8 protein-coding genes are annotated in these 12,519 nt (G+C 73.5%); 3 read left to right on the top strand and 5 right to left on the bottom strand.

Going from position 1 to position 12,519, the window contains the following annotated elements:
- Positions 1 to 93 precede the first annotated feature (93 nt).
- The gene (locus tag ACFVHO_RS25270) at positions 94 to 522 is read right to left on the bottom strand and encodes a DUF4307 domain-containing protein (protein ID WP_385718787.1); all 429 of its coding nucleotides are present in this window, start codon (positions 520 to 522) and stop codon (positions 94 to 96) included.
- 134 nt (positions 523 to 656) lie between these two features.
- On the opposite strand from ACFVHO_RS25270, the gene mca reads away from it, so the two are divergent.
- Together mca and ACFVHO_RS25260 are read left to right on the top strand one after the other, a co-directional pair.
- A complete protein-coding gene (mca, locus tag ACFVHO_RS25265) occupies positions 657 to 1,538 on the top strand; it encodes a mycothiol conjugate amidase Mca (RefSeq protein WP_385718785.1) in 882 nt (293 codons plus the stop codon).
- Positions 1,531 to 1,851: a hypothetical protein gene (locus tag ACFVHO_RS25260; RefSeq protein WP_385718782.1), complete on the top strand. Its 321-nt coding sequence runs from the start codon at positions 1,531 to 1,533 to the stop codon at positions 1,849 to 1,851. Before mca ends, ACFVHO_RS25260 begins: the two co-directional genes overlap by 8 nt.
- 221 nt (positions 1,852 to 2,072) lie before the next feature.
- Here the strand turns inward: ACFVHO_RS25260 and ACFVHO_RS25255 are convergent, their stop codons facing one another.
- The 4 genes from ACFVHO_RS25255 to ACFVHO_RS25240 are packed head-to-tail and all read right to left on the bottom strand — an operon-like array spanning position 2,073 to position 10,221.
- Positions 2,073 to 3,164 carry a hypothetical protein gene (locus tag ACFVHO_RS25255; protein ID WP_385718779.1) on the bottom strand — a complete coding sequence of 364 codons (1,092 nt, stop codon included), beginning with the start codon at positions 3,162 to 3,164 and terminating at the stop codon, positions 2,073 to 2,075.
- Positions 3,161 to 4,459: a CHAT domain-containing protein gene (locus ACFVHO_RS25250; protein WP_385718776.1), complete on the bottom strand. Its 1,299-nt coding sequence runs from the start codon at positions 4,457 to 4,459 to the stop codon at positions 3,161 to 3,163. Before ACFVHO_RS25250 ends, ACFVHO_RS25255 begins: the two co-directional genes overlap by 4 nt.
- 5 nt (positions 4,460 to 4,464) lie before the next feature.
- On the bottom strand, positions 4,465 to 6,933 hold the full coding sequence (locus ACFVHO_RS25245) for a hypothetical protein (RefSeq protein WP_385718773.1): 2,469 nt from the start codon (positions 6,931 to 6,933) through the stop codon (positions 4,465 to 4,467).
- Positions 6,934 to 6,954: 21 nt separating this feature from the next.
- Positions 6,955 to 10,221, bottom strand: a complete 3,267-nt coding sequence (locus tag ACFVHO_RS25240) for a tetratricopeptide repeat protein (protein WP_385718770.1) — start codon at positions 10,219 to 10,221, stop codon at positions 6,955 to 6,957.
- Positions 10,222 to 10,391: 170 nt separating this feature from the next.
- Between ACFVHO_RS25240 and ACFVHO_RS25235 the strand changes: the two genes are divergently transcribed.
- Positions 10,392 to 12,419, top strand: a complete 2,028-nt coding sequence (locus tag ACFVHO_RS25235) for a thioredoxin domain-containing protein (protein ID WP_385718767.1) — start codon at positions 10,392 to 10,394, stop codon at positions 12,417 to 12,419.
- Positions 12,420 to 12,519: the final 100 nt, after the last annotated feature.

Genomic DNA, 12,519 nt, shown 5'->3' with positions numbered 1-12,519 from the left:
GGGGGAGGACATAAGCCATCAGAAATGTGTTAGCGCAGGTGAGCGCGTGGGCGCCGGGAGCAGTGGGGCGTGTCGCCGCGTCCGTGCGTGCCGTCAGTCGGCGTGGCAGCCGACGAGCTCCGCGCTGGTGGCGCGCTCGGCCGTGCGCAGCGTGACGACCTTGTCGACGCGCCCCTTGTCCTGATCGAAGCGGAAGTCGGCGCGGCCCACCTCGGCGCCGTTCTCGGCCTGGGAGCGGAGCGTGCAGTAGCCGTTCGCATCCGCGTCCTTGCGCACTTCGAGGTGCACCTCGACGGCCTTGTCGGACACCACGTCGAATTTGATCATCTCGCCGCTGAGCTTGGACCCGGCGGAGATCGAGCCGTACCCGATCCAGCCGACCACACCCAGCAGCAGCACGCCGAGGACGGAGCCGACGATCTTCAGCGTGCGGTCGGCGCGCTCGTCCGCGGACCTGCCGTAGCGGTCCTCCGGAACGCGCGTGGCCACACCGCCGCTGTCACCGCCGCTCACCGCGGTCATGATCGTCCTCCAGACGGGCAGGGAATGCCGGAATTTTCCGCCCCCCGGTTCCGTCACTATAGAAGCCCCGTACAACGCCTGATGACCGAGGGCGCCACAGCACGCACCGGCGCCGGACACCTGAGGATCGAGTCTTGACTGAGCAGCTTCGACTGATGGCCGTTCACGCCCACCCCGACGACGAGTCGAGCAAGGGCGCGGCCACCATGGCCAAGTACGTGTCCGAAGGGGTGGACGTGCTCGTCGTGACCTGCACGGGCGGAGAGCGCGGCGACATCCTCAACCCCAAGCTCCAGGGGGACACGTACATCCAGGAGCACATTCACGAGGTGCGCAAGAAGGAGATGGACGAGGCCCGCGAGATCCTCGGGGTCAAGCAGGAGTGGCTCGGCTTCGTCGACTCGGGCCTGCCGGAGGGCGACCCGCTGCCGCCGCTGCCCGAGGGCTGCTTCGCCCTGGAGGACGTCGACAAGGCGGCCGGGGAGCTGGTGAAGCAGATCCGTACGTTCCGCCCGCAGGTGATCACGACGTACGACGAGAACGGCGGGTATCCGCACCCGGACCACATCATGACCCACAAGATCTCGATGGTGGCCTTCGACGGCGCGGCGGACGCCGAGAAGTACCCGGAGAGCGAGTTCGGCCCCGTCTTCACGCCGCAGAAGCTGTACTACAACCAGGGCTTCAACCGGCCGCGCACCGAGGCGCTGCACCAGGCCATGCTGGACCGCGGCCTGGAGTCGCCGTACGGGGAGTGGCTGAAGCGCTGGGACGAGTTCGAGCGGGTCGAGCGCACGCTGACCACGCACGTTCCGTGCGCCGACTTCTATGAGATCCGCGACAAGGCACTGATCGCGCACGCCACGCAGATCGACCCCGACGGCGGCTGGTTCCGCGTCCCGATGGACATCCAGCGGGAGGTCTGGCCGACCGAGGAGTACGAGCTCGCGAAGTCTCTCGTCGATACCTCCCTCCCCGAGGACGACCTCTTCGCGGGCATCCGCGACAATGCCTGACATGAGCGGAAGCGCAAGCCTGGCAGTGACGCACCTCGTCCCCCTCGCCAAGGAGGTCGACGAGAACAAGGTGACCCCCGGGGTCCTGGGGTTCATCGTGTTCGCGGTGATGGCGCTCGCTGTGTGGCGACTGATGAAGTCCATGAACCGGCACATGGGGAAGGTCGACTTCAAGGAGTCGTCTGGCGGGGGCGCCTCGGAGGACTCGGGTGTCGCCCCGGACGCCGAGCCCGCCGAGCCCGCCGCGTCCGGGGCGACGCCCGCCTCCGGCGCGGTGGGCGACAAGGGGGCCAAGGGGGCCAAGGGGGTCTGAGGCTTCTGGCGGGGCGCCCGGGCCAGGTCGTCCGGCGCGCCCCTCTCGGGGGCTCCGCCCCCGGACCCCCGTTTGTCGGCGCTCCGCGCCTCGTCCTCAAACGCCGGACGGGCTGAAATTCTGCGCGCCTCGTCCTTGAGTGCCGGTCGGGCTGAAATTCTGCGCGCCTCGTCCTTGAGCGCCGGGCGGGCTGAAATACGCCGCGCCTCGTCCTGGAACGCTCACCGCGAGTGGTCCGCCAGTGACAGCAGCAGGTGTGCCGACTCCGGGCGCAGGTGGTCCGAGTGTGCGCCCGCCGGGCCCCGGCCGTGGACGAAGACCTCGCTCGCGTCGACGCTGACGAAGCGGTGGTCGAGGGTGGTGTGCGGGTACGGCTCGGCCGTGGGGCGCATGCGGATGCACGAGACAGGGGCGGGGGCCGTGCCGATGCCCGCGTACCCGATGCCCGCCCGTTTCTCGGCCCGCAGGTGCCAGAAGCCGGTGGCGCGGTCGTGTTGCGAGTACGTCGCCACGACGGGGCCGCGCAGCGGCGCGCCCCCGAGTGCGGTGAACGTGGCCGCGAAGGCGTCCCGCGCCGCCGCCATCTGCAACAGCAGCATCGAGTCGACGGTGAACGGCCGCCCCGGCGGCGCGGGCGTGCTCCACCCCAGCGTCCCGCCCGGCGGCGCGGCGGCCCACTGCACGGCCTCGCACAGCAGTCGGCAGCCGAACGAGTGCCCGACGAGGTGCAGGTACTGGCCGCCCCGGGCGGCGAGGACGGGTGCGGCGCGCGGGTCGCCCCGGTGGGCGTCCAGATAGCCCAGGAGCTGCGCTATCACGCGGGCGGCATGCCCCTCCGTACCCATCGCGTGGGCGCGGTCGCGGATGCGGCGGTAGCCGCCGAGGGAGGGCAGGGAGCGCGACGGCCAGCGGACCAGGACCGGCCACGGGGCGAAGCCTCGGTGCGCGGGGGTGTCTTCCCGGCGCGCGGAGATGTCTTCCCGGAGTCGTCCGGAAGCGTTCCCCCGAAGCCGACCGGAAGCATCCCCCTGGAGTCGTGGATACAGCTCCGCCCGTTCGCCCCGCTGCCGCTCCACGAGCCCCATCAGCGTCCGCAGCGCCCCCAGCGCCGACGCCTGCGAGGTCTGCCACCCGTGGACGTACACGACGATGTCCGTCGCCCAGGGCGGCGGGGTCAGCCGCTGCGCGAGGTACGTGTCGAGGCCGGGCGGTGGCACGGGGCGCGGTCCTTCGCGGGTGGGGCGCAGGGGCCAGCCGGTCTCGTCGAGGTCGACCACGGTGACGGCGGTGGCGTCGGGATCGTCCTCGTTCACGCCGTGCGCTCCAAGCGGCTGTCCATGCCGCTGTGCAGGGCGTACGCGAAGCCCAGCGGGTTGTGGCAGGTGTCGGCGAAGTGCCGGGACAGGGCGTGGGCGATGTCGCCCGCCGTCTCCCGGCCGGTCAGATAGCGGGTGACGAAGGCGAGCGCGTACTCGGCGGCGAAGCGCTGCGGCATCTCGATCTGCGGCCCGAGGATCCCGCTGGCGCCCGCGTCGAACAGGGCCCTGCCGAGGTAGGCCAGGTCGGCGTTGCCGGGGAGCCCCGCGTAGCAGGCGTTGAGCAGCACGAAGGGCCGGAACGGCACACAGGAGCGCGGGGGCGGGCGGTGGGCGCGCAGGCTGTGCGCGTCGATGGCCCGCTGGTCGGTCAACTTCAGTACAAGGTACGGGGGTTCGTCGCCGGACGCGGTGAAGTGGCCGTGGCACCAGAAGTACATCAGCTGCTCGTCGAGCAGGGTGTCGCCGAGGGCGCGCTCCAGTTCGGCACGGGTGGTACGTTCGACGAGGTCGCCGCCGTCGGCGAGGGCGGTGGCGACGTCGGCGGCCCGGGTCAGGCCCTCCGCGTCGACGCCCGTGTCGTGGTTGAGGCTGACGGCGGGGGCCGAGCGGGACGGCGGGTCGCGGTCGTCGGCGACGCGGGCGTAGGCGTTGCCGCCGGTGTGTTCGAGCTGGTGGCGGTAGCCCAGGAAGCGGCCGAACAGGCCCGTGAGGCCCGGCTCCGGGCCTTCGTCCGGGGCGGCGGGCAGAGACAGCATCGGCCAGGGCAGGTAGAGGTCCGAGTGGAAGCGGACGCGCAGCGGCCGGTCGCTGCCGAGGACGTCCGTCAGGAAGCCGCGGAAGAGCTTCAGCTCCTCGGACTCGCCGCCGAGGAGGACGTCGTACAGCAACTGGGTGCCGTCCAGGGCCAGTCGGGCGAGCGCCGCGCGCAGTTCGGCCGCGGGCTCGGCGGTCAGGTCGACGAGGGAGGCGTACGGGAGCGGGGTGCGGCCGAGGGCGGGGCGGCCGGACTCGTCCACCGGCTGCAGTGCCACGAACTCGTCCTTCCACACCTGCCGCAGCCGTGCCGCCACCGAACGGACCTCGCGCGGGCGGACGTTGAGCGTCACCGTGTGCTCGGAGCCGCTCAGCGAGGGCACGGCGGGCCCGTACATCCGGGCCTGCACCGGCTCGTCCTCGCGGCGCGCGTCGAGGCCGACGACCAGGTCGGGGTGGCGGATCACATGCCGGGGGAGCCGGGTGAAGCCGAGGCTGGGGTCGTGCGTGACGCGCGTCGGGAGTTCGTGGGCCATCGGTCCTAGGCCCTCCGCAGCGCTTCGGGCGACAGCGCGTCCCGCGGACCGCTCTCGCCGTCCGTGACGTCGATGTAGGTCTCGACCTGCTGGAGGACGGTGGCCGTCGCGGAGTCCTCCACGGTGAAGAGCAGCCGGTGGCGGCCCGCCCTGCGCGGTGTGAAGAGGAACTCCGCGCCGTCCGGGTCGTGGGGAGAGGGCTTGAGCGTCAGGGCGTGCGCGGGCTCGACGTCGGCGGCGGTGAGGGGGGTGGCGCGGGCTGTCAGCCAGGGGAGGGCGGGGGAGGGACTCGACCAGGGGTGCTCGGGGCCCGGTTCGATGCGCAGGGCGATGCGGGATGCGGTGCCGGGGGTGGATTCGTCGTCGAGGAGGGTGAGGCGGATGTGGGAGAGGGTGGTGGGGAAGGAGGCGGGGGCGCCTGGTTCCGGGATGAGGTGGCGGACGGCCAGGGGAATGGGTTGGGGGCCGCGGCCGTGGTCCAGGGTGTGGGCACGCAGCGACATGGCCCACGCCCGACCGTGGGGGTCGCCGATGGCCTCGAACCGGCGCTCGGCGTCCCCGTACAGCCCGGCCGCCGACAACGGACTCCCCTCCCCTCGCCGCCACAGCTGCGCCAGCTCCAGGGTGTTCCAAGCCTGGCCGTGGAGGCAGCTGGACATCTGGAAGCGGTTCATCGCCGATTGGAGCTGTGCCAGTGCCGTCGGCGATCCCGGGCCGCCGACGAACGGCAGGAGCGCGCGACAGTGCAATGCCCAGGCGTGGCCCAGCTGATCGGGGACGGCGCTCAGTTCATTCTCCGCCGTGCGGGCCAGGGGCGTGGCACCCTCCCGGTCCCCGGAGGCCTCGTGGGCCAGGGCGAGATACAGGTAGGTCCACCCCTTGCCCCGCGTGTCGCCGTTCACCAGGTGAAGGCCGAGCGCCTTGTGCAACTGGTGGAGTGCCTCCGCGTGGCCGCCGAACAGCACTTGGTTCCTGCCGAGTTCGGTCTCCGTCCAGGCCTGGCCCTGGAGGTCACCCAGCTCCATGAACATGTGCCGGGCGGCCTCCAGGCGCTTCTGCGCCTCCTCCAGGTCGCCCCGGACCATCCGCAGCCGCCCATAGTGGTGAACGGCCCAGGCCTCGCCTCGCGCGTCCCCTCGCACCTGGTGCGCCTCCACGGCGCTGCGCAACAGCCGGTCGGCGCCATGCAGCTGGCCCATGTCGCACTGGACGGCGGCACGGGTGTGCAGCACCCAGCCGTCCGGCGGTACGGCGTCGGGGATCGCGTCGAGCGTGTCCGCGGCCTCGCGCAGCAGACCGGCGTGGCGCAGGGTGATCGCCTTGTGGACGGCGGCGCGCGAGGAGTCGAGGGCGGCCAGGGCTTCCAGAGCGGACAGAGGGCTGCCGGTCTCCCTGGCGGAGGCGGCCGCCACGAGCTTCAGCGGCTCCCAGTGACCCGTCGCGTGCCAGTGGGACTGCTTGAGCCGCAGCAGCCTGAACAGGCCCTGGCGGCCCATCAGTTGGGGTTCGAGCCGGTTGAGCAGGGCGGCGGCGGTCTCCTCCGCCCCGGCGCGGGTGAGGCGCGCCACGAGGTCGACATACGCGTCCACCCCGTCGCGCGGGTCGGCGGTGCCGTCGAGCACCGCCTTGGCGAGGTCGAGGTCCAGGTGGGGGAGGCTCCCTGCGCGCTCGGTCGGGCGCAGCCGGTACCACTCATGCCGCGTGGCCTGGACCAGCCCGCTCGCGTACAGGTCCCGTAGCGCCCTCCGGACCTGATCGACGGGCTGCGACTGCCCCGTGCGCAGCCTGGCTGCCACCGGTGCGTTGACCTCGTCGCCCTGCCAGCGTTCAAGTGACTTCAGCAGCGTCCGGGCCAGTGCGTTGATCTCGGGTGCACGGCCCTCCGGGCCATCCGTCACCTCGTAGGCGATCAACGGCACCACGGTCGCCTCGTGCACGGCCTCGGAGACGGCCAGGACCCGGGAGTCCGTGCCCGCCACAAGCCAGTGGACCATGCGCAGCAGATCGAGCCCGGGCTCCCCGGCGGGCAGTCCGTCGAGCACCACCAGGCGGCGTCCGTGCCGCAGAATTTCACGGCACGGCCAGGCCAGCGCCTCATCAAGCCCGGCGGGCTCGGCCAGCACCAGGTCGTACAAGGAACGCGGAGGGCGGCCGTCGAGCAACTGCTCCAGGAGCGGCAGCAGGACGAGATCGGGCGTGGTGCCCACGGCGCCGAGAGGCACCCAGCAGGGTGTGAACCGCGCCGCCTCCTCCGCCGTGTCCCGCGCCAGATGCGCAAGCCGGACCGCCAGCGGATACGTCTCGGCGCCCGGCGCCCCGTACAGCTCCAGGATCGCGGGGTTCCAGCCGCCGGGCTGGAGGAACGCCCGCAGCGCGGGCGGCAACTCGGCCACCTCACGAGGCCCGTCGTACGGCGACAGATCCTCCGGCAGCCACCCCTCCACGAACCCCACCCCCGCCCCTGTTCCCCTCAACTCCCCACTATGGCGCGCCACTCAAGGCGCAGTCACCGAAACCCCCATGATCTCCCTGGCATGCCGATCCGGCGTCATCCCGAGCCGCCACGCCTGCCACCCCGCATCCAGCTCGGCCCCCCGCTCCAGAAGCAACAGATACGCCTCGACGTACTGGTCGAGCTTGCCGTCCCGCAACGGATGGACCGCGCGGGCCAGTTGGACCAGCTCCTCCTGGGCGACGGCCGTGCCGATCTCCCAGCCGCCGGGGGAGGCGTAGGGCAGGAGCGTGGCGCGCAGGAAGTGGGCCCAGTCCTCGCCGCGGCGGTCGCCGTAGGAGGCGAAGAGGGCGATGGCCTCGTCGCAGAGGGAGAGCGCGGCCTGCGTGCGGGCGTTACCGGCGTCGACGACGGCCAGCTCCAGGCACGTCCACCCCTCGCCGTGGGCGACCCCGATGCGCTGGAAGTCGGCGCGGGCGTCCATCAGGAGCTGGCGGGCGAAGCCGGAGTTGCGCAGGGAGCCGGTCTGCGCGGCGCGCTGGTCGCGGGTGACGCGGGCCGAGTGGTGGCGGGCGCAGGCGAGGCCGTAGACGTCCCGCATGCGGGAGAACATCGTGCGGGCCCGCTCCAGGTCGCGGACGGCCTGTTCGAGGTCGCCGGTCTCCTCCAGGGCCTGGCCGAGGTAGTACAGGGACCAGGCCTCGCCGCGGGCGTCCTCGTTGTCGCGGTGCCGGGAGACGGCCTGGCGCAGGCCGTCGACGGCGGGCGCCGGGTCGCCCGTGACGAGCCGGGCCCGGGAGAGCTGGGTGAGGGCCCAGGCCTCGCCGCGGGAGTCACGGGTGCTGCCGTACAGGTCGAGGGCGCGCCGCAACTCCTCCTCCGCGCGCGGCACGTCGCCCATGCGCAGGCACACCTGCCCGAGCTGGAAGTGGGCCCAGGCCTCGCCGTGCACGGACTCGCTCTCGCGGTGCAGGACCAGGGCGGTGCGCAGCATGTCCTGGGCCTCGCCGAGGCGGGAGCGGTCGCGTTCGACGGCGGCCAGGGCGTGCAGGGTCCAGGCGCGGTCGCCCGCGAGCTGGTCGGACACCTGCAGGTCGAGGGCCTCGCGCAGGCGGGCCGCGGCCTCGGACAGATTGCCCTGGTGGTGCAGGGTGATGCCGAGGGAGCCGAGCGCGCGGGCCGCGCCCGCGTCCTGGTGGGCCTCGAAGTAGAGGTCGACGACGGACGACAGGGTGGAGCGGGCCTGGTCGAGGTCGCCGATCTGGCGAGCCGCGATGCCGGTGCGCCACTGCACGCTGCGCTCCATCCGGCCCTGCCCGGACCGCCCTCCGGCGGTGGCCCCGTCCTTCTCCAGGGACTGCGCGAACTCGCTGATCTCACCGAGGCGGTAGAGGTCGCCGCGCAGCAGGCAGTAGTCGCACAGGGCGCCCAGGAGATTGAGGACGGCCTGCTGGTCCACGCCCTCGGCGTGCCGCAGCGCCGCCGTGATGAAGCTCGACTCGTCGTCGAGCCAGCGCAGCGCGGAGTCCAGGGACGTGAAACCGTGCTGCCCGAAGTGGTCGGCGCGGGTGGAGGTCTTGCCGTCGACGAGGCGGATCACGGAGTCGGCGAGCTCGCCGTAGCTGACGATGAGACGTTCCTGCGCGGCGGTGCGCTCCCCGGGCTCCTCCTCGTCGGCGAGGCGGGCCTGGGCGAAGGAGCGCACGAGGTCGTGCAGCCGGTAGCGGGCGCCCCGGACGTGGTCGACGAGGCCCGCCCGGGACAGCGCGGTGAGCTGGCGGCCCGCCTCGGCCTCGTCGGTGGCGAGCAGCGCGGCGGCCGCGGCCGCGCCGAGCGAGGCGCGCCCGGCGAGCGCGAGCCGTCGCAGGAGGCGGCGGGCGGGCTCCGCCTGGTCGGCGTAGCGCAGTGAGAGGGCGCGCTCGACGGGGGCGAAGGCTTCCGGAGGGCCGTACGCGGAGAGGTCGTTGACGAGCTCCAGCGGGGTGCGCGGTCCGAGCGAGGACCCGGCGGCGCGCAGCGCGAGCGGCAGCCCGCCGCACAGGTCGCGCACGGTCTCCAGGGACGCCGCGTCGTAGGGGCCCGTCAGCTCCTCCGCGGAGGTGCGCAGCAACTGCTCGGCGCCCGCCGCGTCCAGCTCCGCCACCGGCAGCTGGTGCACCCACGCGGGCAGGTCCTCGGGCAGGTCGAGGGGTTTGCGGGCGGTGACGAGGACGAGGCTGTCGGAGCGCTCGGGGATGAGGGTGCGCACCTGCTCCGGGTCGCAGGCGTCGTCGAGGACGACGACCACCTCAAGGCCCGTCAGATGCTGGTGGTAGATCTCGCTGAGCCGTCTGAGCTGCTGCTCCTGCGTGGACCGCTCGCGGAACAGGAGCTGCTCGCGGGGCGCGCCGAGGCGGTTGAGGAGGTGCAGGAGCGCGTCGCGGGTCGACAGGGGCGGGGTGTCGGGGCTCTCGCCGCGCAGGTCCACCAGGCAGGCCCCGCGAAACTGGTCCTTCACGTCGTGCGCCGCCCGCACGGCGAGCGCGGAGCGGCCGGCGCCGGGCGCCCCGTGCAGCACCACCACCGTCGGCTTCGTCTGGGTGCTCGCGCGCGCCGCGTGCACCCACTGCGCGATCCGGCCGAGCTCCGCCCGTCGTCCCGCGAACGTGCCGTCGGGCTGCGGGAGTTGGGCGAAGGACTGTTCGAGGACGGTACGCCGCCGGGCCGCCGCGCTCTTGTCGGTGCGGCGCAGCTGCGGCGCCGCCTTCTTCTGGCCGCCGCTGCCGCCGGTCACCCCGCCGCCGCTCGCGGCGTTGAGGACCCGCTGCTGGTCGAGGAACGGCCGGATGCCGCGCACTTCGAGGGCCGTCAGCCACTGCAGCCGCAACTGCTCGGGCCCGCCCGGCTGGCTCACCGCGCCCGCGTGCCGCTGGGCGGCCGGGACGTGCGAGGCCGTCACCTTCACCACCGTCGCGGCGGCACCCGCCACCGCGACCGCCGCGCCCGCCCCGATGGCCGTGCCGCCGCCCGTGCCGAGCGCGAGGTCGGCGGCCGTGGCGGCGACGGCGGCGACGGCCACGACGAGCAGCGGCGTGCCCGCGCCCTCCTTCGCGTACCGCTGGGCGAAGGTGAGCTGTCCGGCCGCCGCCTCGTCCAGGGACCGGGTGTACGCCTCGTACTCCTCGGCCGCCGTCTGCGCCATGGCGTCGAGCGCGCCGCGCGCCCGCGACAGGAGCACCCCGCCGTCCGTGCGCCCGCCGGTGCGCCGGACCTCCTCCTCGACCGCCCGTGCCAACAGCCGCTCGGCTTCGGCCCGATGGCTGTCCCGCATGTGGTCCCCCTCCGAGAGCGGCACGTGCCGTCGACACGTGTCCGTGCGTGTGCCCCGTGCAGGGGTACGTCTGCCCCGTACCTCTACATGTACGTGTCAGTGTCCTGCGTACGTGGCGTCGGCGCGAGGGAGTCGGCGGATCAGGGGCCGGTGTGCGCGAGGATGGGGCCATGCCGAACCGACTGGCCCATGAGACGTCCCCCTACCTCCTCCAGCACGCCGACAACCCGGTCGACTGGTGGCCCTGGTCGGCCGAAGCGTTCGCCGCCGCCCGTGAGCGCGGGGTGCCGGTGCTCCTGTCCGTCGGATATTCGAGCTGCCACTGGTGTCATGTGATGGCGCACGAATCGTTCGAGGACGAGGCGACGGCCGCACTCATGAACGAGCACTTCGTGAACATCAAGGTCGACCGCGAGGAGCGCCCCGACGTCGACGCCGTCTACATGGAGGCCGTGCAGGCCGCCACCGGGCAGGGCGGCTGGCCCATGACGGTCTTCCTCACCGCCGACGCCGAACCCTTCTACTTCGGCACCTACTTCCCGCCCGAGCCCCGCCACGGCATGCCGTCCTTCCCGCAGGTCCTCGACGGCGTGCGGCGGGCGTGGACGGACCGCCGTGACGAGGTCGCCGAGGTCGCCGCGAAGATCACCCTGGACCTGTCGGAGCGTCAACTGGCCGTCGGCGACGGCGGCCGCCCCGGCGAGGAGGAGCTGTCCCAGGCGCTCCTCGGCCTCACCCGGGACTACGACGCCACCCACGGCGGCTTCGGCGGCGCCCCCAAGTTCCCGCCGTCCATGGTCGTCGAGTTCCTGCTGCGCACCCACGCCCGCACCGGCTCCGAGGGCGCCCTGCAGATGGCCGCCGACACCTGCGAGCACATGGCGCGCGGCGGCATCTACGACCAGCTCGGCGGCGGCTTCGCCCGCTACTCCGTCGACCGCGAGTGGGTCGTGCCGCACTTCGAGAAGATGCTGTACGACAACGCCCTGCTGTGCCGCGCGTACGCCCACCTGTGGCGGACCACCGGATCGGACCTGGCGCGCCGCGTCGCCCTGGAGACGGCCGACTTCATGGTCCGCGAACTGCGCACCAACGAGGGCGGGTTCGCCTCCGCCCTGGACGCCGACAGCCCCGACGCCACGGGCAGGCTCGTCGAGGGCGCGTACTACGTGTGGACGCCCGCGCAGTTGCGCGAGGTCCTCGGCGAGGACGACGGGGACCTCGCGGCCGCGTACTTCGGCGTGACCGAGGAGGGCACCTTCGAGGAGGGCGCGTCCGTGCTCCAGCTCCCCCGGGGAGAGGACGGCACGGTCGCCGACGCCGACCGGATCGCCGGCATCCGCGAACGGCTCCTCGCGGCCCGCGCCGAGCGGCCCGCGCCCGGACGCGACGACAAGGTGGTCGCGGCCTGGAACGGCCTCGCCATCGCCGCGCTCGCCGAGACGGGCGCCCTCTTCGACCGCCCCGACCTGGTCGCGGCGGCCGTCGCGGCGGGCGACCTGCTGGTCCGCCTCCACCTCGACGACCGCGCCCGGCTCGCCCGCACCTCCAAGGACGGGCACGTCGGCGCCAACGCCGGGGTCCTGGAGGACTACGCCGACGTCGCCGAGGGCTTCCTCGCCCTCGCCTCCGTGACCGGCGAGGGTGTGTGGCTGGACTTCGCCGGGTTCCTGCTCGACCACGTCCTCGCGCAGTTCGTCGACGCGGACTCCGGGGCGCTGTACGACACGGCGGCGGACGGGGAGCGGCTCATCCGGCGCCCGCAGGACCCCACGGACAACGCGGCTCCCTCCGGGTGGACGGCTGCGGCGGGCGCGCTCCTCTCGTACGCGGCGCAGACCGGGGCGACGCCCCACCGGGAGGCGGCCGAGCGAGCGCTGGGCGTCGTCGCGGCCCTGGCGCCGCGCGCGCCGCGGTTCATCGGGCACGGGCTCGCCGTGGCGGAGGCCGCCCTCGACGGGCCGCGCGAGGTGGCCGTCGCCGGTGCGGTCGGCGGCGCCCTGCACCGCGTCGCGCTCCTGGGGACCGCGCCCGGCGCCGTCGTCGCCGCCGGGCAGCCGGACGGCGAACTCCCGCTGCTCGCGGGGCGGACGCTGGTGGACGGTGAGGAGACGGCGTACGTGTGCCGGGGGTTCGTCTGCGACCTTCCGACGACGGACGCGGAGGAACTGGCGCGGGTGTTGGGGGCGGCCCGGTAGCGCCCTCCGCACGCCCCGGGGGCCGCGCCCCTGCCCGCCCCGGACCGTGATCCGTCAGCGGGCCGTCAGCGGTCCCCGGCAAGGATCGACTGCCATCGGC

Source organism: Streptomyces sp. NPDC127108, from assembly GCF_042677545.1.
In the GTDB taxonomy this organism is placed as follows: Bacteria; Actinomycetota; Actinomycetes; order Streptomycetales; family Streptomycetaceae; genus Streptomyces.
This window is presented reverse-complemented; position numbering and strand designations above follow the sequence as displayed.

Coding starts and splice junctions, on each gene's coding strand:
- ACFVHO_RS25270 (WP_385718787.1), bottom strand. CDS start 522: ATGACCGCGGTGAGCGGCGGTGACAGCGGCGGTGTGGCCACGCGCGTT.
- ACFVHO_RS25260 (WP_385718782.1), top strand. CDS start 1,531: ATGCCTGACATGAGCGGAAGCGCAAGCCTGGCAGTGACGCACCTCGTC.
- ACFVHO_RS25250 (WP_385718776.1), bottom strand. CDS start 4,459: ATGGCCCACGAACTCCCGACGCGCGTCACGCACGACCCCAGCCTCGGC.
- ACFVHO_RS25240 (WP_385718770.1), bottom strand. CDS start 10,221: ATGCGGGACAGCCATCGGGCCGAAGCCGAGCGGCTGTTGGCACGGGCG.
- ACFVHO_RS25235 (WP_385718767.1), top strand. CDS start 10,392: ATGCCGAACCGACTGGCCCATGAGACGTCCCCCTACCTCCTCCAGCAC.